The 24,646-nt window shown below is 70.0% G+C and carries 21 protein-coding genes and 1 CRISPR repeat array; of the genes, 12 read left to right on the plus strand and 9 right to left on the minus strand.

The features are described 5' to 3' along the window. A partial coding sequence (cas1e, locus tag Aph01nite_RS22180) for a type I-E CRISPR-associated endonuclease Cas1e (protein ID WP_204042876.1) occupies window positions 1-746 on the plus strand: 746 nt, incomplete at its 5' end. A 61-nt stretch (window positions 747-807) separates the two neighbouring features. After that, a complete protein-coding gene (cas2e, locus tag Aph01nite_RS22185; protein ID WP_239161878.1) occupies window positions 808-1,101 on the plus strand; it encodes a type I-E CRISPR-associated endoribonuclease Cas2e in 294 nt (97 codons plus the stop codon). A 235-nt stretch (window positions 1,102-1,336) separates the two neighbouring features. Further along, a CRISPR array of direct repeats spans window positions 1,337-2,707; the repeat unit is 29 nt; unit sequence CCGCTCCCCACGCCCGTGGGGGTGAACCG. A gap of 197 nt (window positions 2,708-2,904) precedes the next feature. Here cas2e and Aph01nite_RS22190 read toward each other — a convergent pair. Further along, on the minus strand, window positions 2,905-3,537 hold the full coding sequence (locus Aph01nite_RS22190; RefSeq protein WP_204042878.1) for a LysE family translocator: 633 nt from the start codon (window positions 3,535-3,537) through the stop codon (window positions 2,905-2,907). A 197-nt stretch (window positions 3,538-3,734) separates the two neighbouring features. Here Aph01nite_RS22190 and Aph01nite_RS22195 point away from each other — a divergent pair, with 197 nt between their 5' ends. The 3 genes from Aph01nite_RS22195 to Aph01nite_RS22205 all read left to right on the plus strand — a co-directional run bounded on the left by Aph01nite_RS22195 (window position 3,735) and on the right by Aph01nite_RS22205 (window position 6,038). Next, window positions 3,735-4,673, plus strand: coding sequence for a threonine ammonia-lyase (locus Aph01nite_RS22195; protein WP_204042879.1), 939 nt, complete (start codon window positions 3,735-3,737; stop codon window positions 4,671-4,673). Between the two features lie 78 nt (window positions 4,674-4,751). Beyond that, window positions 4,752-5,471: a DUF8817 family protein gene (locus Aph01nite_RS22200; protein ID WP_204042880.1), complete on the plus strand. Its 720-nt coding sequence runs from the start codon at window positions 4,752-4,754 to the stop codon at window positions 5,469-5,471. Window positions 5,472-5,474: 3 nt separating this feature from the next. After that, on the plus strand, window positions 5,475-6,038 hold the full coding sequence (locus Aph01nite_RS22205; protein WP_204042881.1) for a PadR family transcriptional regulator: 564 nt from the start codon (window positions 5,475-5,477) through the stop codon (window positions 6,036-6,038). A gap of 1 nt (window position 6,039) precedes the next feature. Here Aph01nite_RS22205 and Aph01nite_RS22210 read toward each other — a convergent pair whose 3' ends face one another. Both Aph01nite_RS22210 and Aph01nite_RS22215 read right to left on the minus strand, forming a co-directional pair. Next, window positions 6,040-7,779 carry a substrate-binding and vWA domain-containing protein gene (locus Aph01nite_RS22210; protein WP_239161879.1) on the minus strand — a complete coding sequence of 580 codons (1,740 nt, stop codon included), beginning with the start codon at window positions 7,777-7,779 and terminating at the stop codon, window positions 6,040-6,042. A gap of 69 nt (window positions 7,780-7,848) precedes the next feature. Then, window positions 7,849-9,189 (minus strand): M20/M25/M40 family metallo-hydrolase, encoded by a 1,341-nt coding sequence (locus Aph01nite_RS22215; RefSeq protein WP_204042882.1) that lies wholly within the window; start codon window positions 9,187-9,189, stop codon window positions 7,849-7,851. A gap of 218 nt (window positions 9,190-9,407) precedes the next feature. On the opposite strand from Aph01nite_RS22215, the gene Aph01nite_RS22220 reads away from it, so the two are divergent. Continuing rightward, on the plus strand, window positions 9,408-10,787 hold the full coding sequence (locus Aph01nite_RS22220; protein WP_204042883.1) for an aspartate aminotransferase family protein: 1,380 nt from the start codon (window positions 9,408-9,410) through the stop codon (window positions 10,785-10,787). 111 nt (window positions 10,788-10,898) lie between these two features. After that, window positions 10,899-12,014, plus strand: a complete 1,116-nt coding sequence (ald, locus tag Aph01nite_RS22225) for an alanine dehydrogenase (RefSeq protein WP_204042884.1) — start codon at window positions 10,899-10,901, stop codon at window positions 12,012-12,014. Here ald and Aph01nite_RS22230 read toward each other — a convergent pair whose 3' ends face one another. Continuing rightward, window positions 12,015-13,412, minus strand: a complete 1,398-nt coding sequence (locus Aph01nite_RS22230; protein ID WP_204042885.1) for a tetratricopeptide repeat protein — start codon at window positions 13,410-13,412, stop codon at window positions 12,015-12,017. It abuts the gene before it with no gap. 149 nt (window positions 13,413-13,561) lie between these two features. Here Aph01nite_RS22230 and Aph01nite_RS22235 point away from each other — a divergent pair, with 149 nt between their 5' ends. After that, window positions 13,562-15,295 (plus strand): gamma-glutamyltransferase family protein, encoded by a 1,734-nt coding sequence (locus tag Aph01nite_RS22235; protein ID WP_444978691.1) that lies wholly within the window; start codon window positions 13,562-13,564, stop codon window positions 15,293-15,295. Window positions 15,296-15,444: 149 nt separating this feature from the next. Here the strand turns inward: Aph01nite_RS22235 and Aph01nite_RS22240 are convergent, their stop codons facing one another. Then, entirely contained in the window at window positions 15,445-15,618 is a 174-nt protein-coding gene (locus Aph01nite_RS22240) for a hypothetical protein (protein ID WP_204042886.1), read from the minus strand. Between the two features lie 215 nt (window positions 15,619-15,833). Here Aph01nite_RS22240 and Aph01nite_RS22245 point away from each other — a divergent pair, with 215 nt between their 5' ends. Together Aph01nite_RS22245 and Aph01nite_RS22250 are read left to right on the plus strand one after the other, a co-directional pair. Further along, window positions 15,834-16,655 (plus strand): SURF1 family protein, encoded by an 822-nt coding sequence (locus Aph01nite_RS22245; protein ID WP_204042887.1) that lies wholly within the window; start codon window positions 15,834-15,836, stop codon window positions 16,653-16,655. Between the two features lie 5 nt (window positions 16,656-16,660). Beyond that, window positions 16,661-16,975 (plus strand): DUF3817 domain-containing protein, encoded by a 315-nt coding sequence (locus Aph01nite_RS22250; protein WP_204042945.1) that lies wholly within the window; start codon window positions 16,661-16,663, stop codon window positions 16,973-16,975. 44 nt (window positions 16,976-17,019) lie between these two features. On the opposite strand, the gene Aph01nite_RS22255 is transcribed toward Aph01nite_RS22250, so the two are convergent. The 3 genes from Aph01nite_RS22255 to Aph01nite_RS22265 form a co-directional block, all read right to left on the minus strand. Further along, window positions 17,020-17,211 carry a tail-anchor membrane protein gene (locus Aph01nite_RS22255; RefSeq protein WP_204042888.1) on the minus strand — a complete coding sequence of 64 codons (192 nt, stop codon included), beginning with the start codon at window positions 17,209-17,211 and terminating at the stop codon, window positions 17,020-17,022. A 180-nt stretch (window positions 17,212-17,391) separates the two neighbouring features. Further along, window positions 17,392-18,465 carry an LLM class F420-dependent oxidoreductase gene (locus Aph01nite_RS22260; RefSeq protein ID WP_204042889.1) on the minus strand — a complete coding sequence of 358 codons (1,074 nt, stop codon included), beginning with the start codon at window positions 18,463-18,465 and terminating at the stop codon, window positions 17,392-17,394. Next, window positions 18,462-19,928, minus strand: a complete 1,467-nt coding sequence (locus Aph01nite_RS22265) for a carotenoid oxygenase family protein (protein ID WP_239161881.1) — start codon at window positions 19,926-19,928, stop codon at window positions 18,462-18,464. The genes Aph01nite_RS22260 and Aph01nite_RS22265 overlap by 4 nt, the downstream gene beginning before the upstream one ends. 117 nt (window positions 19,929-20,045) lie before the next feature. On the opposite strand from Aph01nite_RS22265, the gene Aph01nite_RS22270 reads away from it, so the two are divergent. Then, window positions 20,046-20,975, plus strand: a complete 930-nt coding sequence (locus Aph01nite_RS22270) for a winged helix-turn-helix transcriptional regulator (protein ID WP_204042890.1) — start codon at window positions 20,046-20,048, stop codon at window positions 20,973-20,975. A gap of 72 nt (window positions 20,976-21,047) precedes the next feature. Beyond that, window positions 21,048-22,673 carry a class I adenylate-forming enzyme family protein gene (locus tag Aph01nite_RS22275; RefSeq protein ID WP_204042891.1) on the plus strand — a complete coding sequence of 542 codons (1,626 nt, stop codon included), beginning with the start codon at window positions 21,048-21,050 and terminating at the stop codon, window positions 22,671-22,673. On the opposite strand, the gene Aph01nite_RS22280 is transcribed toward Aph01nite_RS22275, so the two are convergent. Further along, window positions 22,657-24,630, minus strand: coding sequence for a S9 family peptidase (locus Aph01nite_RS22280; RefSeq protein WP_204042892.1), 1,974 nt, complete (start codon window positions 24,628-24,630; stop codon window positions 22,657-22,659). The two genes, Aph01nite_RS22275 and Aph01nite_RS22280, sit on opposite strands and share 17 nt — an antisense overlap. Window positions 24,631-24,646 lie beyond the last annotated feature (16 nt).

Genomic DNA, 24,646 nt, shown 5'->3' on the forward strand with positions numbered 1-24,646 from the left:
CCCGCCACGGCACCACCCTGGTCTGCGTCGGCGCGGGCGGCGTCCGCTCGTACGCCGGGATATTGCCTGCCCAGCTCACCACCGACTGGCTCGAACACCAAGCCCGTGCCTGGGCCGACGAGATAGAGCGGTTCCAGGTGGCCAAACGAATGTACGAGTACCGCTTCGGCTCTTCCTCGGTCCCCGCCGCAACCTCACTGGCCCAGCTGCGCGGTCTGGAGGGCCAGCGCATGAAAGCGTTGTACCGTCTGCTGGCCACCAAACACGGTATCGCCCGATTCCGGCGCAACTACGACCCTGCCGCCTGGGACGACCAGGACCCCGTCAACCTGGCCCTCTCCGCGGCCAATGCCGCTCTGTACGGCGTCGTACACGCCGCCATATGCGCGCTGGGCTGCTCACCCGCCCTGGGCTTCATCCATGCCGGAACCCAGACCTCATTCGTGTACGACATTGCCGATCTTTACAAGGCGAAGGTCACTATCCCCCTCGCGTTCAACCTGGCCGGCTCCACCAACCCCGAACGTGAGGCTCGCATCCGGCTCCGCGAGGAATTCCGGCTGATCAAACTGATGCCCGGAATCGTCTCGGACATCCAGAAGGTCCTCGCACCTGAAGCGGCGACACGAACACCTGCGCCACATACCGCCGACATCGTCCATCTCTGGGACCCCGACCTGGGCTCTCTACCCGCCGGAGTCAACTACGGCGACAGCGCCCTCGGGGAGGCCGAGATCCCATGGTGACACTCTCTGGCTTCTCTACCTTGGGAAGCGAAGCCGACGCAGGAGCATCACCATGGCTTCAATGATCGTCATCTCCACGACCGCCGTCCCCGACCACGTCCGAGGCGCCCTGACTCGGTGGCTCATCGAGCCATCCCCTGGCCTGTACGTAGGCACTGTCTCCGCCCGCGTCCGAGATCAACTCTGGGCCGCCGTCACCGGCTGCGTCGCCGACGGCGCAGCCACCTGCCTCCATCCGGCTGACAACGAACAAGGCTTCATCATCCGCACCGCCGGCCAACGCCGCCGCCAGGTCACCGACTTCGACGGTTTACAACTTGTGCGCTTCCTCCCCGAACAGCCCTCCGAGACATGACCCTGCCCGGCGTCCTACAACACTTCCAAGCCAACCACCGACCCTATCCGCCCAGCTCAACCGATTTTCCAGCTCAGAAATCACGCTCCCCCACGTCCGTGGGGGTTGGGCGCTCTCGCTGGGCAATGTGCCGGAAGCCGACGCTCGCCGCGCCCATGACCGCTAGGGCGCATCACCGACAAAACCGGACATCCACATTTGCGCTGCTCAACTGAGTTTCCGCAGCTCAAGAAGTCCGCTCCCCACGCCCGTGGGGGTGAACCGCCCTCGTCGGGCGACGCGTCCTGTGTCGCCACCCGCTCCCCACGCCCGTGGGGGTGAACCGCAGACCGGCAACCCGCTGCTACCTGTCGTTCGCCGCTCCCCACGCCCGTGGGGGTGAACCGATGATCCCAATCTGCGGGGGTAAGGCCCCGCCCCGCTCCCCACGCCCGTGGGGGTGAACCGTCTTCCGGCATCATGCTGCCGAATTTGTAGTCCCGCTCCCCACGCCCGTGGGGGTGAACCGGTCAGCGTCCCGGCTGGTTGCGGCGTGGACCGCCGCTCCCCACGCCCGTGGGGGTGAACCGGCCGAGACGATCAACGGCGAGGTGGCGAGGGTCCGCTCCCCACGCCCGTGGGGGTGAACCGACCTCACAGAGGCAGAGAAGAGGAAAACATGACCGCTCCCCACGCCCGTGGGGGTGAACCGGAACTCCTCCAGGCCGAGATCACCGAAAACGGCCGCTCCCCACGCCCGTGGGGGTGAACCGGTCGTCGACGGCCTCCTCTTCGCTGGGCTGATCCGCTCCCCACGCCCGTGGGGGTGAACCGTTCGAAACCGAGAATGGTCCGGCCCCACTCCTCCGCTCCCCACGCCCGTGGGGGTGAACCGCGTTCGCTCACGAGGACGACCGGGTCGAACAACCGCTCCCCACGCCCGTGGGGGTGAACCGTTGAGGAACTGTTCCGCCAACTCCTCTAGTAGCCGCTCCCCACGCCCGTGGGGGTGAACCGTGTCCAGGGGTGAGGTAGTGCCTAGTGGATTGCCGCTCCCCACGCCCGTGGGGGTGAACCGGCAAGGGTGCGAACGTCATGCGCCGTGTTGGTCCGCTCCCCACGCCCGTGGGGGTGAACCGGTTCTAGCGGCTAGGGTGAGGCCCGTCCAATGCCGCTCCCCACGCCCGTGGGGGTGAACCGCGAGACATTCAGCAGCCTCCCGCGATCACCAGCCGCTCCCCACGCCCGTGGGGGTGAACCGCCCGCCCCCGCGCCTTCCCCTCCCACCGACCTCCGCTCCCCACGCCCGTGGGGGTGAACCGTCTTCTGGGATGCGCAGGGAGCGGTTGAAGCACCGCTCCCCACGCCCGTGGGGGTGAACCGAGGAGGCGGCGGCATGACGTCTACACGCCGCGCCGCTCCCCACGCCCGTGGGGGTGAACCGCAGTCCGGCGAGTACAAGCAGGCCAAGGCCGACCGCTCCCCACGCCCGTGGGGGTGAACCGGAGATCAGGATGCGCACATGCGGCGCGGTCAACCGCTCCCCACGCCCGTGGGGGTGAACCGCGATGGCGCGAGGCCGTCAAGGGCGACCCGGACCGTTCCCCACGCCTGTGGGGGTGAACCGGGCCCAGCAGGAGGGCCGCCGCCACCTCACCGACCGCTCCCCATGCCCGTGGGGTGGACCGCGGACGTGTAGGTACTACATATCTTCGATCTCACGCTTCCACTCCTTCGGGGAGCGAACCATCCTGCCTGCCGTTGGTGCTGCGGTGGTGGACCGCTCTCCGCACTCGTGGGTAACGTACGCGGATGGCGTCGATGTTAGGTGTGGGTTTCTCCTGTTAGGGCTGCGGTGGTACCGAGGCCCAGATAGACGAGGCCGCTGCCAATGTCCAGACGGCGTCTGGCTGTGGGTGAGCGGCGAATGCGGCCGGCGATTGAGGCGGCCAGGAGAGCGTAGGTTCCGTCGCTGGCCATGCCGAGGATGATCCAGATTGCGCCCAGGAGGACAATCTGGGGGGCTATCGGGCCGGCGGCGGGGTCGGCGAAGTGGGGGAGGAAGGCCAGGAAGAAGATCGCTGTTTTGGGGTTGAGGACGTTGACGACGAAGCCTTCGCCGAATAGGCGGGAGTGGGAGGCGGCGGTCGGGTTGGTGGTTTCTGGATTTGCGTGGTTCATCAGTTTGCGGATGCCCAGCCAGAGCAGGTAGGCAGCGCCGAGGTATTTGACGATGAGGAACGCTGTCGAGGAGGTGGCCAGGATGGCGCTGAGGCCCAGGGCGGCGGCGACCACGTGCACGATCGAGCCGGCGTGCACCCCCAGCACCGACACAAGCCCCGCGGTACGGCCCTGCGCGACGCTCCTCGTCACGATGTAGACGACGGCGGGCCCTGGCACTACGAGCAGCGCCAGCGTGGCCACGGTGAAAACGGCGAGAGCGGTGATGTCCGGCATGGCTCCAGACGATACGAATACAACGCCTGGCGGGCATCTGGTTTATCGGCGGCGCTGACGTGGGCCTGTTCACGGGGGCGCACTACGCGTGTCCGCTGCGGCCAGTCGAGTCGATGGCGCCGGGAAGCGGTGAGGAGGGCTTCCGTCAGGTCTGAGAGCTGTTGCCGGGGGAGGGGTGGGAGAGTCAGGGTGGGTCCATGACGGAAATGCGAGACGTGCTCAGGGCGCGGCAGGTGCTGGCGGGGTATCTGCCGGAGACGCCGATGTGGTCCTATCCCGTGCTGAACGCGGTCGTCGGGGCCGAGGTACACGTCAAGCACGAGAACGTGCAGCCCACGGGGGCGTTCAAGGTCCGGGGCGGGATCACGCTGCTGGCCGGGATGGCCGGTCGGGATCGCGGGGTGGTGGCGTACTCGACGGGGAACCACGCGCAGTCGGTGGCCTACGCGGCGCGGGTGTTCGGGGCGCCGTGTTCGATCGTGATGCCGGAGAACCCGAATCCGGCCAAGGTCGCGGCCGTGGAGGCGCTCGGGGCGAGCGTGGTCGTGGCCGGGGCCACGATGGTCGAGGCCGGGGAGCACGCGCGGGCCCTCGCCGGGCGGGAAGGGCGGCGGCTGGTGACCCCGGCGGACGACCCGGAGATCATCGCGGGCGTCGGCACGCTCTACTACGAGATGGTGACCCGGCAGCCCGATCTGGACGCCGTCATCGTGCCGGTGGGCAGCGGGACGGGCGCCGCGGCGGCCTGCGTGGTCACCCAGGCGCTGGCCCCGCAGTGCCGGGTGATCGCGGTGCAGTCCGCGCAGGCCCCGGCCGCCCACGACTCCTGGCGGCTGGGAGAGCTCGTCCGGCGGCCCATGAAGACGACGGTGGACGGGCTGGCCACCGGATCGGCGTTCGCGCTGCCGCAGGGCATCATGCGCGATGGTCTGAGCGATTTCGTCCTGGTCTCCGATGACGACTGCCGCGCCGCGCAGCGTGTGCTCGCCCGCGACGCGCACACCCTCGCCGAGGGCGCGGGCGCCGCGGCCCTGGCCGTGCTGCTGGCCCGACCGGCCGAGTTCGCGGGCAAGAAGGTGGCCATCGTCTGCAGCGGCGGCAACGCGGGACCGGCGGAACTCGCCCAGCTGGCCTGAGCGGGTCTTGAGCCCGGGGTCCGAAGTGTCCTAAGCTCGAGTAGCCAAATTTGGCTAGTGGAGTGGATTGGGGGAAGGATGGCCGGCGAGAGAACAGTGCCGCTGCTGCCGTGCGGCTCGATCGACGAGATCGCCGAGTTCTACGAGATGCTGGGGTTCAGCCGGATCTACTACCAGGTCCGGCCGAATCCGTACGTGTCGTTGCGGCGGGAGGATCTTCAGCTGGACTTCTTCGGCATGCCGGGCTTCAAGGCGGAGGACTCCTACGGGACTTGCCTGGTCCTGGTGCCCGACACGGGGAAGTTGTTCGACGCGTTCGCGGAGGGGATGCGCGCGGTTCACGGCAAGCTGCTGGTGTCCGGGATTCCGCGGATGACCCGGCCCCGGAAGCGGAAGAACGCCGACAACCTGTCCGGGTTCGCCGTGATCGACCCGGGCGGGAACTGGATCAGGATCTTCGCCGACAAGGCCGGCACCGCGGAACCGGAACCGGCTCCGAGCAAGCTCGCCGCGTCTCTGAGCAGTGCCGTGGTCATGGGTGACTCCCACGGCAGCGACGATCAGGCCGCCCGGATCCTGGACAACGCGCTGCGGCGGGACGAGGCCGGCGCGGCACCGGCCGACCTGCTGGCGGCCCTGGCTTACCGGGCCGAACTCGCGGCGCGGTCCGACGACCCCGAAGGCGTCCGCGCCTTCCTCGCCCGGGCCGAGCGGGTTCCCCTCACCGACGCCGAACGGGAGACCCTGGCCGACGTCCTCGCCAGCCTCCGCGACCTCGCGGCCACCCTGCGGGTCTGAGTCATGTCTGTGGTTCGGCTGTTGGTGCTCGGCGCGGTACGGCGGCGTGGCCGTGCCCATGGCTATTTGGTACGAGCCGACCTGGAGGCCTGGGGGGCGCATGAGTGGTCCAACGCCACCTCTGGCTCGGTTTACCACGCGCTCAAATCCATGACCGAGCAGGGACTGCTTCTCGCGCACGAGAGCACCCCGAGCGAAGCGGGCGGTCCGCCGCGGTTGGAATACGAGATCACCGCCGAAGGTGACGAGGCCTACTTCAGGTTGCTCAGGAAGGCGCTGTCGAGCCGCGACCCCAGCTTGGACCAGCTCGCGGCGGCCGTCGGCCTTATCGATGACCTGCCTCGCGCCGAAGCCGTCGACCTGCTCCGCCGGCGCGCGAAGGCGATGGACCAATGGCGCGACAGCATCACCAGCCACCTCCCGCCGGACGCCGACCTGGAGACGTGGGGTCCGGTCGGCGCTGTCATCGGTCTCTGGCTGCACACCGCCGACAGCCGTACCGCCTGGACGCACCAGCTCATCCGCCGCCTCGAACAGGGCGCATTCCGGATGGCCGGGGACACCTGACTCAGAAGTTGGAGATGACCGCCGTGAAGACCTGGTCGATGCTGCCGGACTCGCGGGAGTCGTAGGCCGCGGCGTTGGTGGATTCGGAGATCTGGCGGAGGACGTTCAGGTCGGCGTCCTCGCCGTACGCGATGGTGAACATGCGGACGGTTTCCTGGCCCTGCTCCTTGCGCAGGCCGGGGAGGAGGTCTTCGAGGGCGATGGACGCCTGGTCCTCGTTCCTGCCGTCGGTGAGGAAGACCACGGCGTTGATCGCGCCGGTGTTCTTGCGGGTGAGGACGTGATGGTAGGAGGCGAGGGCGGTGTCGTACAGGCCGGTGCCGCCGTTGGGGATGAGGCCCTTGATGCGGGTTCTGAGGGCGGCGCCGGTGTCGCGCTTCATGGGGACGAGTTCGCGGTAGTCGCGGGAGCCCTGTTGCTCGGTGGAGAAGATCCAGAGGCCGACGCGGTCGTTGGGGCCGAACTGGGGGAGCGCGTTCACGGCGGCCTGTTTGGCCAGGTCGAGTTTGGTCTTCCCGGTGCCGGCGACCTCGGCGGACATGGATCCGGACACGTCCATGACCATGAGCACGTTGGCGGGTTTGCGTAAGGTGGCCCAGCTCTTCAGAATCTGGTCGAGTACGGCGGGTAAAGGCACATTCAGCCGAGTCCTGGGTTGCTTCGGATCCAGCCCATTGGCCGCTGTGATCAGCTTCCCCGGCTTCCCCTGATAGGACCGGAACGCATAAGAAGCGAACTGCGCCTGCTGCCCCTCCTCATGCAGATATTTCAGGAATTCGGCCGCCGCCGCGCGTTTGGCCTCATCGGCCCACGACAACACTGCGTACGGATTGTCGGAGAAGAGCGTGCCCTCCTTCGGATAGATCGCCACCAGCGGAACCCGCGGCTTCCGATGGTCCCCCAAGGTCTTCGGATCCCCCGTCGGATTCCCCTGGTTGTAGTCCCAGACCGACTTCTCCTCCACCGTCACCGCGGATATGTACGACATAGCCGCCCCCGCGTCGTCCGCCCGCTGCAGATTCGACAGGAACGTCAGCGTCGTATCCCCGTAATGCACGATCGACCGCTCGACCCCCCGGACGAACTCCCGCGTCTTCGCGTCGCTCACATTCGCCTTCACCAGGTCCCCCGACAACCCGGTGGCCGCGAAATACGCCCCGACCGTGGCGTTCAACCCCGACGTGGAGAAGTTCGGATTCGTCTTGCCGAGCCGGAACGCCCCCCATTCCGGATGGCCGTACCTGGCCCAGCCCTCCGGATCGGACCCGAGTTCCAGGATGTCCGACCAGCCCAGTTTCTTCTTCGGCCATCCCATCGCCGCCGCCATCGGCTTCGGCATGGCGATCACCAGCGGCGTGCTCGCGATGGACGGGTTGTCGGCCCCCACCGGCCCGTCCCCCTTGACCCGCTGCCGCAGCAGCGTGATCCACCCGGAGGCGGCCGGTGTCCACACATCGGGCCGGGGCCCGTCCACCCGCTCGTCCCATCCCCGCGCGAGCGCCTGCATCACCGCGCCGGACGCCTGCGCCCGCACCTCGATCTGGGCGCAGCGCCCGCGATACCCGGCGGCGATCTGCCGCAGCAGCTCCGCCTTCTCGCTCGACGCCGCCACCGTCAGCTTGACCGGCCCGCAGGCCCCGTACACGGTACGGAACACCACCACGACCGCGCCCACGAGAATGACCGCCACGATGACCGGAGCGAATCCGCGCCGCCGCCGCTGGGACAACTGCTGGGACAACAGGCCTCCCGGAAATCTCAGCCTTGCCTCTGAGATTTCCGACGAATGGCGACCCGTGTTAGTTGCAGATCACTGCTCCCCGTACGAGGCGAGGAAGAGCGCCTCGGCGGTGACCGTACGGCGGAGCTCCTCCAGGTTCACCCGCTCGTTGGGCGCGTGGATGGAGGCGTCGTCGTCCTCCGCGCCGTACAGCAGGATCTCGGCGGCGGGGAACTGGCGCATCAGGGTCGCGACCAGCGGGATGGACCCGCCCTGGCCGACGTCCCTGGGCGCCTGCCCGAAGGCGCGCTCCATCGCGGCGTTGAGCGCGGCCCGCGCCCGGCCGCCGGACTCGGCCATGTAGCCGGAACCCATGGTGTAGTCGGCGAACGTCACCTGCGCGCCCCACGGCGTGACCTGCCGCAGGTAGTCGACGACGTCGTTGAGCGCCGTCTTCGGGTCTCCCGCCGGAGGGATCCGGATCGTCACGCGGGCCTTGGCGACCGCCTGCACCGCGTTGATCGCGCCGGACACGGTCGGCACGTCCAGCCCGGTCACCGTCACCGCGTACGACGCCCAGAGCCGGTCGGCGAGCGAGCCGGAGCCGACCAGGGAGACGCCGTCCAGCACGCCGGCGGTGGCCCGGAAGTCCTCCTCCGCGGCGGCCTGGCCGCGGAAGCTCCCGCGCGGCAGCCCCGGCACCCGCAGGTCGCCGTTGTCGTCGTGGAGCGCGGTGAGCATGCGCATGAGCGCGGCCAGCGCGTCCGGCGCGGCGCCGCCGAAGGAGCCGCTGTGCACGGATTCGGCCAGCGTGCGCACCTCGACGGTGAACGCGGCCATGCCGCGCAGCGAGGTCGTCACCGCCGGGTCGCCCACCCGCGGGTTGCCCGCGTCGGCGATCACGATCGCGTCCGCGCTGATCAGCTCGGGGTTGTGCTCCACGAACGCCTCCAGGCGCTCGCCCGCGTACTCCTCCTGGCCCTCCAGGATCACCCGGATGCCCACCGGGAAGCTCCCGTTGAAGACCCGCAGCGCGGCGACGTGCGTGATGACGCCGGACTTGTCGTCCGCCGCGCCCCGCCCGTAGAGCGCGCCGTCGATCTCGGTCGGCTCGAACGGCGGGGTGCGCCACAGGTCAGGGTCGCCGGGCGGCTGCACGTCGTAGTGCGCGTACAGCAGCACGGTGGGCGCGCCGGGCGGCGCGGGCGACTCCGCGTAGACGACGGGATAGCTGCCCTCCACCGGGATCTGCCGCACCTCGGGCAGCCCGGCCGAGCGCAGCAGCGCCTCGGCGAGATCAGCCGCTTCGTGTACGGGTTCGGCCGGATGTCCGGGAAACGCCACTGACGGGATGGACACCAGCCGTTTGAGGTCTTCTACCGCCTCCGGCATGCCCGCGCGGACGGCGTTCTCGATTTCCTCGGGTGCCACGTCGATCCCTCTCTATCTCAGCATTCGGTCAGCCCATTGCATCACAACCCGCGCCGAAGGCCGGGGAAGCCCAAGAAAGCCCTCACGGATTTCGTTGCCGTTACAACACGATGTCGCGGAATCCGAAGTCTTGACAGATTGGGACCACGTAATCGCTTGGCAAATGCGGAAGGGGCGATGCACACTGTGGGGAGCCGAGAGACCGAGGGAAGTATGAGATGACGCACGCCGAAGACCTGCAGAAGGCCGCCCAGGACCACCTCTGGATGCACTTCACCCGGCACGGCTCCTACGCCGGCGGCGAAGTGCCGATGATCGTCCGGGGCGAAGGCGCCTACATCTACGACGACCACGGCAAGCGCTACCTCGACGGGCTGGCCGGACTCTTCGTGGTGCAGGCCGGGCACGGCCGGTCCGAACTGGCCGAGGCCGCCGCCAAGCAGGCGCAGGAGCTGGCGTTCTTCCCCCTGTGGTCGTACGCGCATCCCAAGGCGGTGGAACTGGCCGCCCGGCTGGCCGAAGCGGCCCCCGGCGACCTGAACCGGGTCTTCTTCACCACCGGCGGCGGCGAGGCCGTCGAGACCGCGTGGAAGCTGGCCAAGCAGTACTTCAAGCTGACCGGCAAGCCGCTCAAGCACAAGGTCATCAGCCGCCAGATCGCCTACCACGGCACCCCGCACGGCGCGCTCTCGATCACCGGCATCCCGCCGTTCAAGCAGGCCTTCGAGCCGCTGGTGCCCGGCTCCATCCGGGTCCCCAACACCAACCACTACCGCGCCGACGAGATCAGCGGCATCCCCGGCATGAGCCCCGAGCAGTACGGCCGGTGGGCCGCCGACCGGGTCGCCGCCGCCATCGAGATGGAGGGCCCCGACACGGTGGCCGCCGTCTTCGTCGAGCCGGTGCAGAACGCCGGCGGCTGCTTCCCGCCGCCGCCCGGATACTTCGAGCGCCTGCGCGAGATCTGCGACCGCTACGACGTGCTCCTCGTCTCCGACGAGGTGATCTGCGCGTACGGCCGGCTCGGCACCATGTTCGGCGGCCAGAAGTTCGGCTACGTACCCGACATCATCACCTCGGCCAAGGGCCTGACCAGTGGATATTCCCCGCTCGGCGCGATGATCTGCTCGGACCGGCTGTTCGAGCCGTTCTCCTCGGGAACCGAGATGTTCGCTCACGGCTTCACGTTCGGCGGCCACCCGGTCTCGGCCGCGGTGGCGCTCGCGAACCTCGATCTGTTCGAGCGGGAAGACCTGCTGGGCCACGTGACCCGGAACGAGTCGATCTTCCGGTCCACCCTCGAAAAGCTCTATGACCTGCCAATAGTTGGAGATGTGCGCGGGTCCGGGTACTTTTGGGGTATCGAACTGGTCAAAGACAAGAAGACCAAGGAGACGTTCTCGGCGGACGAGTCCGAGCGGCTGCTCCGCGGCTTCCTCTCCAAGGCCCTGTTCGACGCGGGCCTGTACTGCCGCGCGGACGACCGCGGCGACCCCGTCATCCAACTCGCCCCCCCACTCATCGCCGGGCCCAAGGAGTTCGACGAGATCGAGTCGATCTTGCGGGGCGTCCTGACCGAAGCCTGGGCTCGGTTGTAACCCAATTCAAGATCGGCTGGGCATAGCGGACGGCGACGAGGGCAGACGCAGGCATAGGTGCCCGGCCCGCCGGGCCGGAGGCTCGGCCATGTCACAGTAAGGACACGTGTAATGAAGATCGGCGTGCCTGCCGAGGTCAAGAACCACGAGTACCGCGTGGCCGCAACCCCCGCCGGGGTGCACGAGCTGGTGAAGCACGGTCACGACGTGCACGTGCAGCGGGGGGCCGGCCTCGGATCGCACATCGGCGACGAGGAGTACCTCGCGGCCGGTGCCAAGATCCTGGACACCGCCGACGCGGTCTGGGGCGAGTCCGAGATGGTGCTCAAGGTCAAGGAGCCCGTCGCCGAGGAGTACCACCGGCTGCGCCGGGGTCAGGTCCTGTTCACCTACCTCCACCTGGCCGCCTCCCGGCCGTGCACCGACGCCCTGCTGTCCAGCGGCGCCACCGCCATCGCCTACGAGACCGTGCAGGTCGGCAACACGCTGCCGCTGCTGGCCCCCATGTCCGAGGTGGCGGGTCGGCTCGCGCCCCAGGTCGGCGCGTACAACCTGATGCGGTTCAACGGCGGGCGCGGGGTGCTGCCGGGCGGCGTGCCCGGGGTGGCCCCCGCCAAGGTCGTCGTCATCGGCGGCGGCGTCTCCGGCCTGCACGCGGCGCAGATCGCGGTGGGCATGGGCGCGGACGTCACCATCCTGGACGTCAACATCGACCGGCTGCGCTTCATCGACGCGATCTACCAGGGCCGGCTGAAGACGCTGGTCTCCACCGCGTACGCGATCGAGCAGGCCGTGCTGGAGGCGGACCTGGTCATCGGCGCGGTGCTGATCCCCGGCGCGAAGGCCCCCACCCTGATCTCCAACGAGCTGGTCTCCCGCATGAAGCCGGGCTCGGTGCTGGTGGACATCGCCATCGACCAGGGCGGCTGCTTCGAGGACTCGCGTCCCACCACGCACGCGGACCCGACCTTCACCGTGCACAACTCGATCTTCTACTGCGTGGCCAACATGCCCGGCTCGGTGGCCAACACCTCCACCTACGCGCTGACCAACGCCACCCTGCCGTACGCGCTGAAGCTGGCCGATTTCGGCTGGCAGGCGGCGCTGCGCCAGGACGCGGGGCTGGCGCTGGGGCTCAACACGCACGAGGGCGTCGTCACCAACGAGCCGGTGGCCGTGGCGCACGGGCTGCCGTACCAGCCGGTCTCCGGGCTGATCGCGGCCTGATCAGCTGAGGCCCAGCCGCCTGCGGAGTTCGCGGGCGGTGGCCAGGACACGTTCGATCTCGGTCGGGGTCGGCCACGGAGCCGTACCCGGCCGGATCAGCGTGGCCCGGACCGAACCCAGATGCTCGACGGCGGAGGCGTGCAGGCCGCTCTTCTCGGTGAGCCAGGTGACCGGGTCGAGCGGCTCGCGCAGCCGCCGGGTGAGCAGATCCCAGGTGCCGAGGATCTCGGTCAGCTCGGGCACCGTGAGCGTGGTGCCGCACCGGCGGCCGGACGCGGCCACGGCCAGCTCGGCGCGGGCCGCCAGCTCCGGCTCCGTCGGCCGGTCCCAGCAGGACGAGGCCGGCGCCGACAGCCACTGCTCGGCCTCGGCGGCCTTGCCGGTGACCGAGAGCAGGGTGCCCAGCTCCAGCGCCGCCCGGTAGTGGCCCGCCGTCGCGGCCTGCCGGAACCAGTGCTCGCCGCCGTTCAGATCGGCGTGCTCGGCGATCAGTAACAGCCCGAAGTTGTACGCCGACTCGGCGTCCCCGCTGGCGGCGGCCCGGCCGAACCAGTGGCTGGCCGCCGGAGCGTCCTCCAGTTCCACGCAGACGAAGCCGGTCATGCGCTGGTCCTCCACCCGCCCGGCCCGCGCCGCCCGCTCGAACCAGGCCCGCGCGCTGCGCAGGTCCCGGCGGGCCAGCGCGATCGCCCCCAGCTGGGAGGCGGCGCCGGGGTGCTCGTGCCGGGAGGCGAGCCGGTAGAGCACCTCGGCGCTCTCCGGGTCGCGCAGCGCGTGCAGCAGCAGGCCCAGGTGGTAGGCGGCCTCGGCGTGGCCGCCGCGCGCCGCGTACTCCCACCAGTGCCGGGCGTCGCCTTCCTCGCCGGCGGCGTACCCGAGGAAGCCCAGGTCGTGGGCGGCGGACAGGTCGCCGTCGAGGGCGGCGCGGCGGTGCCAGTCGCGGGCCCTGCCCAGTTCGCCGGCGTCCTCGCAGAGCAGGGCGAGGCGGCGGGCGGCGCGGCGGGAGCCGGCGGTGGCGGCCGTCTCGTACCACTGCCGCGCGCCCGGGGCGTCGCCCTTCTGCTCCAGCAGCAGGGTGGCCAGGTTGGCGGCGGCCTCGGCGTCGCCGGTCCCGGCGGCCAGCTCGTACCAGCTGATGGCCTCGTCGAGGGTGCCGTGCTTCTCGTGCCACATGCCCAGGTTGAACGCGCTGTCCACGTTGCCGGCCCCGGCCGCGCGCTCCCACCAGTGGCGGGCGGCGGCGCGGTCGCCGCGGCGAGCGTAGTGGCGGCCGAGCTGGTGGGCGGCCAGGGCGTCGCCGGCCCGCGCGGCGGCGATCAGGTCGGCCTCACCCTCTTCAGCCGAGGGCTGCCGGGGGATGGGCGGCGGGGATGTCGCCACCTCAGGCCAGGTTGTCATGCCGGACAGGGTGACATGTGACACCGTGGTGACGGATCGTAATTGCCACTTCATTACCTGGGAGCCGCCAGCAACGCTTTACCGTCGGCTGGACGTGTTTGACTGGCTGAGTCATGCTGGGTGATTCGCTGATGTGGTGGAGGTGGCAAGTGGGACGAATCACCGGGATGTCGCTCGGCCTCGTCGTGACCGTGGGCCTGGTCGCGACCCCCGCACAGGCCGACCAGACCAAGCAACCCGTGGCGGAGGGCTACGGCGGGGCCGTCGCCACCGTCGACCTGGACGCCAGCAAGGCCGCGCTCGGTGTGCTCAGGAAGGGCGGGAACGCGATGGACGCCGCCGTGGCGGGCGCGGCGGCACTCGGGGTGACCGAGCCGTACTCGGCCGGGCTGGCGGGCGGCGGTTTCCTCCTCTACTACGACGCCAGACGCGGCAAGGTGAGCACCATCGACGGCCGGGAGACCGCGCCCGCCGCGATGACCGCCGCCACCTTCGAGGGCATCCCGTTCGCGGACGCGGTGACCAGCGGGTTATCGGTAGGCGTGCCCGGCAGCGTCGCGCAGTGGGAACTCGCGCTGCGCCGCCACGGCACGCTCTCGCTGCGCCAGGCGCTCAAACCCGCGATCGACATCGCCACCAAGGGCTTCGTCGTCGACCAGACCTTCTACGACCAGACCGCCGCCAACGCGGCCAGGTTCGCCGACTTCACCTCCACCGCCGCCCTCTACCTGCCCGGCGGGCAGCCGCCCGCCGTCGGCTCGGTCTTCCGCAACCCCGACCTGGCGCGCACCTACCGCGAACTCGGCGACCGCGGCCCCTCCTGGCTGTACGGCGGCGGGCTCGGCCAGGACATCGTGGCCACCGTCAAGAACCCCCCGGTCACTCCCGGTGCGACCAGGGTCGTCCGCCCCGGCCTGATGGAACTCGCCGACCTGCGCGCCTACCGCGCCCTCACCCCCGACCCCACCCGCGTCCGCTACCGCGGCCTCGACGTGTACGGCATGGCCCCGCCCTCCTCCGGCGGCTCCACCGTCGGCGAGGCCCTCAACATCCTGTCCGCCGCCGGGCCCGTCGGCCTGCACGAGTACCTGGACGCCTCCCGCCTGGCCTTCGCCGACCGGAACGCGTACGTGGGCGATCCCGCGTACGTGAACGTGCCGCTGAAGGAGTTGCTGTCAGCCCAGTTCGGCAAGGAGCGGGCCTGCCTGATCGGCGACCGGGCCCTGCCCCATCCGGCCGCGCCCGGCTCTCCCGACGGCTCGTACGGCCCCTGCCCGCCGCCGGCCGCGGCCAGCGCGCCCAAGCTTCAGCCGGAAGGTCCCGAGACCACGCATCTGGTGGTGGCCGACCAGTGGGGGAACGTCGCCGCGTACAACATCACGATCGAGCAGACCGGGGGCAGCGGGATCGTCGTCCCAGGCCGGGGCATCCTGCTCAACAACGAGCTGACCGACTTCACCTTCGGGCCCGCGCCCGGCGACCCCAACCTGCCCGCCCCCGGCAAGCGCCCGCGTTCGTCGATGGCGCCGACGATCGTGCTCAAGCACGGCAAGCCGTTGCTGGCCGTGGGCTCGCCCGGTGGCGCGACCATCATCACCACCGTGCTGCAGATCCTGGTCAACCGTCTCGACCTCGGCATGACCCTGCCCGACGCGCTGGCCGCCCCGCGCGCCTCCCAGCGCAACATCGCCGCCACCCAGGCCGAACCCGCCTTCATCGCCCGGTACGGCGCAGAACTCGAGGCCATCGGGCACGTCTTCGCGTCGACGCCGGAGATCGGGGCGGCCACCGGGCTCGAATTCCTCGGGCGTGGCAAGGTGCAGGCCGTCGCCGAGCCGGTCCGCAGGGGCGGCGGGAGCGCGCTGGTCGTCCGGAACGACTGACCTGGTCTTTCGCCCGATCGGCATGGCGAAACCGGTGGCGGACCACCGTGATCGTCATGCCGATCCCGGGCTCGTCACCGCGTCAGGCCGTCAGTGGCATGACAAAACCGCCGACGGGCGCGGTCGCCGGCGGTTTGCTTATGAGGTTGTCAGCCGATCGCGAGGTACGCGACGACGGCGATCACGACGAGAAGCGCGACGCCGACGCCGATGTAGATCGGCAACCGGGACGGCGGTTCCTGGGCGGACGCCGCTTCCTGCTGGCGGGCGAATGCCTTGAACTGCTGCGTGTTCCCGGCCGGGTCAACCTGAGGGTCGGACATGAAACGAACTCTAGCGACACACCCTGCGCACATGACACCCGTTTGTCGGAATTGCACTAGCAGTGCGGATGCCCGGATGGGCACGTTCCACCACAGGCCGACAGGTACCGGAACCAGGGGAGATCGCTGGCGCCGATACTTGGGTGTCGGTGCGGCGATCGCTCGGGGCGGTGCCCGTGGCCGGACTGACGGGGGCGCCGGATACCGTGTAAGGCATGCTGCGCACCTTGTTCGCTCCCCGGCTGGTGGTCCTCCACCTGCTCGTGGTCGGGGTTCTGGTGGCGTTCGCGTTCCTGGGTCGCTGGCAGCTGGCCGTGTTCGAGGAGTCGGGCCGTCCGCTGGCCGCGGCCGATCCCGCGCCGGTGGCCGTGGAGTCGGTGAGCCGGGTGGGGCAGCGGCTGACCAGCGACCTCGCCGGACGGCAGGTGTTCGCCCAGGGCGCGTACGACGCGGCCGCGCAGCTGCTGGTGGCCGACCGGCTGGCCGACGTGGAGGCGCCCGGCGGCCGGGTCTCCAGCGGGGCCGGATTCTGGCTGCTGACGCCCTTGCGGCTCGCCGACGGGAGCACGGTGGCCGTCGTCCGGGGCTGGGTGGCCTCCCCGCAGGATCCGGCGGTGGCGGTGCCGTCCGGATCGGTACGGGTGACCGGGCGGCTGCGTCCGCCCGACCAGAGCGACGCGGTCCAGCGCGGCGGAGCCCTCCCCGAAGGGCAGGTGGCGACCGTCTCCACCGCGCAGCTGATCAACCTCTGGGACGGGCCCCTGCACGACGGCTTCCTGGTCGCCGTGACCCAGGACCCCGCCCTCACGGCGACCCCCGTGGCCGTCCCCCCACCCACCCAGGGCGCCGCCCTGACCTGGCGTAACCTCGCCTACGCCGCCCAGTGGTGGATCTTCGCGCTGTTCGCCGTCTTCATGTGGTGGCACTTCGTGCGCGACGCCGTACGGGCCGGTCGGAAGCCGCCGGTATCGTTGACCGACCCGGGGGCCGGAACCGGCTCGGAACCAGACTCCCATCCCGAACCCGTGAGCAGGTAGTGACCGTGGACTCCGCCCTCAAGCCGTTCCGATTCATGGCATACGTCGTCGGCGTCATGCTGCTGGTGCTGACCACCTGCATCGTGCTCCGCTACGGCTTCGACATCGAGGGGCCGTCCAAGGTCGTCTCCCCGATCCACGGCTTCCTCTACATGGTGTACCTGGTCGCGGCCGTCAACCTGGGCATGAAGGCGCGCTGGAGCTGGGGATACATCCTCGGGGTGATGCTCGCGGGCACCGTTCCGTTCCTGTCGTTCGTCTTCGAACGCCGGGTCACCGACCGTGTCCACCGCGAGCTCGCCGCCCAGGCCACCGCGTAACCGGGCGCCGCGCGGCTTGTGCCGCGCGGGTTCCCGGTCTGTCGTCAGCTGCCGATGCCCCTGCGGCGGATTCGGCGCAGGCGCCTGCGCTGGGACTCGTCCAGCATGAAGTAGGCCACGGCGGGCGCGGCCAGGAGGCCGATCACGACGAGCCAGGAGATCAGGCCGGGCAGCAGCCAGAGGGCGAGCAGCGAGCCTACGCCCGCACCGATGTAGTACTTAGCGAGTGGCGACATGTCGGGCCCCTTCGTTTCGCGATACATCTCAATACTGCCCGATGAAAGCCCGTGCCGCGCTGGGACCTCTTTCGCGTGGCCTCGCTGGGTCGTCGGTTTCTCGCCGTTGTCCGGCGCCGTTAGCGCAGGTGTCGCTACTCGCCGTACCGGCGCCAAAACGGGGTTCCGTGGGTTGATCTTTCAGTGTTTTGAGTTCTGGTATGCGGCGAGGGTGCGGAGGGTTTGGGTGCCGCCGGGGTCGTTGTCGGTGCTGACGGGGACCAGGGCGATTTCGTCTACGCCGGCGGCGGTGTATTCGGCCAGGCGGGTTTCGATGGAGTCGCCGAGGAGGGCTACGGATTCGAGGAGTTTGTCGGGGATGGCGGCGAGGAGTTCGCGGGGGTGGGGGCGGGTTCTGGCGTAGTCGACGATGTCGCCGAAGCCGGCCTCGGCGAACATCTCGCCGTAGCCGGGGGCGGCGAGGTAGCCGACGACGGCGCGGCGGAGCTGTTCGATGGCGGCCTGGTCGGGGTCGGCGCAGGCGGTGACCCAGGCCGCCACCCGGGGGCCGGGCTTGGCGTTGCCGCCTTCGGCTTCCGGGGCCGTGAGAGTGCGCGAGCCTTCGGCTTCCCGGGCGGTGAGAGCGCGCGAGCCGTCGGCTTCCGGGGCCGTGAGGACGCGCGAGCCGTCGGTTTCCGGGGTGGTGAGGGTGCGCAGGTCGGCGATGAGGCGGGCGGCCGAGGCGGGGGTGATGAGGTTGAGGACCATGCGGTCGGCGCGGGCGGCGATGCGTACGGCGGCGGGACCGAAGGCCGCCACGGTGAGTTCGGAGCGCGGCGGGGGGAGGCGGAGCCGGTAGCCCTGGCTGCGGGGGTGGTCGGATTTCACGCCGTCGAGCAGGGGCCGCAGGGCGTCCACGGCTTCGGAGAGGGCTTTGGTGGAGCCAGCGTGGGGGCGGCCGTGCCAGCGTTCGACGACCAGCGGGCTGGAGGTGCCGAGCGCGACCGACACCGGCCGTCCGGTGAGGCCGGCGACCGAGGCCGCGCCCATCGCGATCATCATGGGGTCGCGGACGGCGACGGCCAGCGGGCCGACCGTCAGGGCGATCCGGGAGGTGGCCGAGCCGATCGCGGTGGCCAGCGCGAACGCGTCGTAGGTGGCCATCTCGCCGACCCAGAGCTCCGGGTAGCCGAGCTCGTCGGCCGCGCGGGCGGTGACCAGGGCCTCCTCCGCCGGGCGGTCCTGCCAGAGCCCGAGCGAGACGGTCAGTTTCACGAGGCCGTCCGGTACTGGTCGGCGCGTACCCACGTGGCGTGGAAGCCGAGCGGGACCCGCTGGGGGAGCAGGACGCGGGCGACCGGGCCCTGGGTGAGGTCGGCGGCGCCCAGGATCTGGACCTCGGAGGTGCCTTCGCGTTCGTCGGTGACGAAGGTGACCAGGTAGCCGTCGTCCTCGCCGGTGGAGCCGTCGCGCGGGGCGAAGGGGGCCTCGCTGCCGTACCGGTGGTCGCCGTAGTAGTGCTCCTGCTTGGCGCCGGTCACGTTGTCGTACTTGACGAGGCCGTCGAAGAGGTTGGTGTCGGCGTCCATAACGGAGACGTTGTAGGAGTAGCGGCTCGGCCGGCCGGTCAGGCGGGCGTCGATGGTGGGGAACTCGGTGTTGTGGTCGCCGTCCACGTAGCCTTCGCTGGTCTGGCCGGTGACCAGGTTGAAGCGGTAGCGGTAGAGGCGGGCGTCCAGCTTCAGGTAGGAGATCATGGCGGCCAGCGGGCCGCCGTCGCCCTTCGGGGCGGGACGGCTGACCCGGCACACGTCCAGGATGATCTCGTCGCCGCTCTCCCACGAGTTGACGACGTGGTAGATGTAGCACGGCCGCGCCTCGAACCAGCGGATCTGCTCCGCCGTGCCGCGCCGGGGGATCACCCCGAACCGGGACGGCAGCTCCCGGTTGAAGGTCAGCTTGTACCGGCCCTGCCGCGCCGCCTCCAGGTCCTGGTAGAGCGGCAGGTCCATCAGGATCGCGTGGTTCTCCGTGATCGACATGTCGTGCGGCAGCCGCGCGCCCGGCAGCTCCAGCTCCACGCAGTGCTCGACCGCGCCGCCCGCCCCGACCACCCCGTACCGCAGGTACGGCGGACGCGGCCCGTAGTCGAACCAGAACAGCTCCCCGGTCCGCTCGTCCACCTTCGGGTGCGCCATGAAGTCCCCGGTCAGCGTGTCGAGGAAGGTCTCCACCCCGAGCGTCTCCAGCGACAGCGGATCCAGCTGGTACGGCGACCCGCACAGGTACCAGGTCGCCAGCACCTTCCCCCGGTGGTAGACCAGGTCGGTGTTGGCGGAGTCCTTGAGGTTCAGCCCCCGGGTGTTCCCGAACGGGTTGCCCTTGCGGTTCTCCATCACCCCGGTCCACAGCGACCGGTCGGTCTCGGCCTGGAACGCCTTGGTGCGCACGTACCGGTTGCGGTAGCGCGCCCGGCCGTTCTCGAAGTGCACCGCGTGCACCATGCCGTCGCCGTCGAACCAGTGGTACCGCCCGCGTACGGGGAACCGCGCGTTCGGGCCGTTGCGCAGGTAGACGCCGTTGAGGTCGGCCGGGATCTCCCCGATGACCTGGAGGTTCTCGGCGGTGACCTCGTCCCGGACCGGCGCGTACACCCCGAGCAGGTACGGATTCGGCTCGCCGGACTCGTCCGTGACCATCGAATCCATGATCACCGAGGGAACCGTGGGTTGTGCCATAACCGGACACTACGATAACAAAAGTCAGCCCGTCAATGAGCCCTTAGAGTGGACCTTTTCAAGCCAGTGTCATCCAGCAAACGTTCTCACACCAGTTCGGAAAGACCGGAGTTCCACATGCCGGGCGTGCAAACCCCGACGGCCGTAGCCGCGCCTGAGACCCCCGAGAGCACGGTAGAGCTCAGCGCGATCGGGCAGGGTCTGGCCATCCTGGGCGACCGCTGGGTGCTGCTCATCCTCCAGCGGGCCTTCCTGCTCCATGTCCGCACCTTCGCGGGCTGGCGCGACGAGCTGGGCATCTCCGAATCCGTGCTCGCCTCCCGGCTGAAGGAGCTGGTCGCGCACGGCATCTTCGAGACGGCCGCGTACCGGAACGGCCGCACCCGTTACGAGTACCGGCTGACCGATCGAGGGCTCGACCTGTGGTCGCTGCTGGTCGCCATCCACTCGTGGGAGCGCGACTGGACGGAGCGGCCGCTGCCGCCGCTCATCCATGACAACTGCGGCCGGGAGGCGCACGCGTACCTGGCCTGCGGGGAGTGCCGGGAGGGGATGACCGCGCGCGACACTCGGACCGTGCGGGGGCCGCTGGCGACCTTCGCCCGGGTGGGGCTGCCCCGGCAGCATCGCCGTACGCTCGCGTCCAGGACCGACTTCCTCGGGTACTGCCCGGACTCGATGGAGATTCTGGGCGACCGCTGGAGCACCAGCGTGCTGGCCGCGGCCTTCCTCGGCGCGCACCGGTTCGGCGACTTCCAGGCCGAACTGGGCATCGCCCCCTCGGTGCTCACCGACCGGCTCCGCCGCTTCGTGGAACTGGGCGTCTTCCAGCTGTCCGGCGGCCTCTACCGGCTCACCGACCGCGGCCTGGCCTTCTTCAAGGTCTTCGCGTTCCTGGTCTCCTGGGCGCAGCGCGAACTCCCGGCCCCGGCCGGCTCCGAGCTCACCATCACCCACCGCCCCTGCGGCGCCGCTCTCGCCCCCATCCTGCTCTGTACGGCCTGCGGCGGCACCCTCGAACGCCGCGAAGTCCACTTCATAACCTGAAATTTCGGCATCTGTTGACCTTTAGCGATCAGCTTCCGTATGTTCTCGGGAACGTCGAGCGCGGGAGTCGCGATGAGGCTGCACCCGAAAGACCAAGTGGAGCGTTACACCGGCGAAGGCTGGTGGACCGACGACACGATCGACCGGCTCTTACGCGCGCAGGCGGCCGAGCGGCCCGACGCGCCCGCGGTGGTCGATCCGCCCAACAAAGCCGCCTTGATGGGGGGCACGCCCAAGCGGCTGACCTGGGCGGAGCTGGACGCCGAGGTGGACAGGGTGGCCGGGGTGCTGCTCGGGCACGGCGTCGGCGTGGACGACGTGGTGGCGGTCCAGCTGCCCAACAGCGTCGAGCTCACCGTGACCCTGCTGGCCGGCATCAGGCTCGGCGCCATCATCACCCCGTTCCCCGTGCAGTACCGGCAGTACGAGCTGACGCAACTGGGCGTGCTGGCCAACGTCGGCCTCTTCGTCACCGCCGCGGACCGGGCGGCGGGCATCCGGGAGCTGGCCGTGCCGTCGATGCGTACGGTGCTGGCCTGGGGCGAGGAGCTGGAGACCGCGACCGCGGACCCGGCCGTGCTGGACGCGCATCTGAAGACCTTCGAGCGGGACCCGAACGACTGCGTCACGATCTGCTGGACCTCCGGCACCGAGGCCACCCCGAAGGGCGTGCCGCGCTGCCACTACGACTGGCTCGCGGTCGGCTGGACCTGCGCAGAGGCGGTCGGCCTCACCGCGGACGACGTGGTGCTCAACCCGTTCCCGATGGTCAACATGGCCGGCATCGGCGGCGTCTTCCTGCCGTGGCTGCGCACCGGCTGCACGTTGGTCCAGCACCACCCGTTCGAGCTGCCGGTCTACCTCACCCAGATCGCCGCCGAGCGCGTCACCTACACGCTGGCGCCGCCCGCGCTGCTCACCCTGCTGCTGCACAAGCCGGAGGTGCTCGGCCAGTTCGACATCTCCTCGCTGACCCGGATCGGCTCGGGTTCGGCGCCGCTGCCGCCGCCGATGGTGCGCGGCTGGCAGGAGAAGCACGGCATCGCGATCATCAACTTCTTCGGCTCCAACGAGGGCATCGCGCTGCTGTCCGACCCGGAGACCATGCCCGACCCGGACGACCGCGCCCGCTTCTTCCCCCGCCCGGACGCCCCGGACACCACCTGGCCGGGCACCCTCGGCGGCACCAGGGTCAAGCTGGTGGCCCCCGACGGCACCGAGGTCGCGGGCGAGGGAGTGCCCGGCGAACTTCGCCTGTCCGGCCCGACGGTCTTCGCCGGCTACCTGGCCGGTACGGCCGAGGCCGACCCCTTCGACGACGACGGCTACCTGATCACCGGCGACGTCTTCGAGCTGGCCGGCGACCGCTACCTGCGGTACGTGGACCGCACGAAGGACCTGGTCATCCGCGGCGGCATGAACATCGCCCCCGCCGAACTGGAGGCCCTGCTGGCCGGGCATCCCGCCGTGGCCGAGGTGGCCGTGGTGGGCTATCCCGACGAGGTGCTCGGCGAACGCGTCTGCGCGCTCGTGGTCGCCAAACCGGACACCGAGGTCACCCTGGAGTCCGTGGTGGAGTTCCTGCGGGCCACCGGCATCGCCTCCTACAAGCTCCCGGAGCGCCTGGAGCTCGTGGACGGCCTGCCGCGCAACGCCGTCGGCAAGATCCTCAAGCGGGAGCTCAGGGAGTCCCTCTGAGCGCCGCCAGCACGTAGGCGTAGACCTCCGCTTCGTAGTCGAGGTGGGCATAGCGGCCGGTCGGCCCGCTGTGCCCACCGTCCTCGACCTCCACCCGGAACAGCACGTTCGCGCCGCGAGTGCGCAGCTTGGCCACCCACTTGGCGGGTTCGCGCACGAGCACGCGGGGATCGTTGACGGCTCCGGTGACCAGCAGCGGCGTCGTCGTCTCCGGAATGTTGTCGTACGGCGAGTACGCGTACATCCAGGCGAACTCTTCGGGCTTGCGGGGGTCGCCCCATTCCTCCCACTCGTTGACGGTCAGGGGGATCGAGTCGTCGAGCATGGTCGTGACGACGTCCACGAACGGGACCTCGGCGATGACGGCGGCCCAGGGGCGTCTGCCGTACACGGCGGCCATGAGGAGGCCGCCGGCGGAGAGGCCGCGGGTGGCGATGGCGGAGACCTTGTCCTCCAGCCAGGAGGCCACGGCGACGTGGTCGGAGAACGTGGTCGGCTTGCGGGACAGGCGGCCGGCCTGCCACCAGGCGCGGCCCATCTCGCCGCCGCCGCGGATGTGGGCGTGGGCGAAGATCACGCCTTCGTCGAGGAGGACCGACAGGGAGGCGTCCCAGACGAAGTCGAAGACGGCCTCGTACGCGCCGTAGCCGTACAGCAGGCAGGGAGCCGTGCCGTCGAGGGGGACGTCGCGGCGGCGGACCACGGTCACGGGGATGAGCACGCCGTCGGCGGCCGGGGCCCAGTGGCGTTCGCTGACGTAGTCGGCGGGGTCGTAGCCGGGGGTCTCGGCGGTCTTGAGCACCGTGCGCTCGCGGGTGGCGAGGTTCACCGCCGACCAGCGGGTGGGCTCGCTGTAGGAGCCGGTCTCGATCATGATCTCGGCCGTGTCGTAGACGTGGTTGTGCACGAGTTCGATGCGGCCGGCGGTGGTCTCCGGGTGGATCTCCCACGGCTCGGAGCCGTCCAGCGGGAGCACCCGTAGCAGCGGGTCGCCGCCCCGGCGCAGCGACACGACGACATGTCCGGCGAAGCAGTCGGTCCGGTAGACGCGCTCGGCCGCGTCGGGGGCGAACAGCTCCTGGTCGCCGTCGAGCACGCGGAACTCGGGCCAGCCGTCGTCGGTGGTGACGAGCAGGCGGTCGTTCGCGGCGTCGTGGTCCACCCGGTACTCGACCCGGGGAAGCCGTCCCCGCACCGAACGCGGCTCGGCCCCGGGGTCCGCCGCGGGGATCAGCCACACCTCGGTGGTGTCCCGGTCGGTGGCCGTGATCACGACGTACGCCCCCGAGCGGGTGGCCTCGACGGTCACCTCGAACCGCCGGTCCGCCTCGGTCAGGACGACGGCGTCCTCGGCCTGCCCCAGCACGTGGCGCCGTACCTCGTACGGCCGGTAGCAGTCGTCCACCACCGTGTAGAAGAAACTGGACGAATCCGCTGACCAGGCCCCCGTGTAGTACGTCCCCGGCACCCGGTCGGGAAGGTCCTCCCCGGTCTCCAGATCGCGGAACCGGAGCTCGTAGACCTCCTCCCCGCTCGTGTCCACCGAGTACGCCAGGAAGCGCCCGCACGGGCTGATCTCCCGCACGCCCAGCTCCACGTAGCCCGCCGTGGCGAGCTCGTCGAGGTCCAGCAGCACAGATCCGCCGTCAGAACCATCACGCTTTCGACAGAAGTCACCAAACTCTCTTCCAGTTTCAATCTGGGTGTAGTAGACAAAAGCCCCATGACGCCAACTGACTGAAGACTCAGTCTCAGGCGTCCGTCCAGCCATTTTGGCCGCGAGAACCTGCTGAAAGGGGGCCAGATGGGCGGTCTCCGCCGCATAGTGCCGCCGCTCGGCCACGAGGTTCTCGCGCGCCGCCTCCGGGTCGCGCATCCAGTCGTAATCGTCGATTCGCTCGACTCCGTGCAGCCGGTGCACCACCGGGATACGGGGAGCGACGGGGGGTTGTGTCATGGCAGGACAGTACCTA

It is taken from the genome of Acrocarpospora phusangensis (assembly GCF_016862995.1).
GTDB classification, from domain to species: Bacteria; Actinomycetota; Actinomycetes; order Streptosporangiales; family Streptosporangiaceae; genus Acrocarpospora; species Acrocarpospora phusangensis.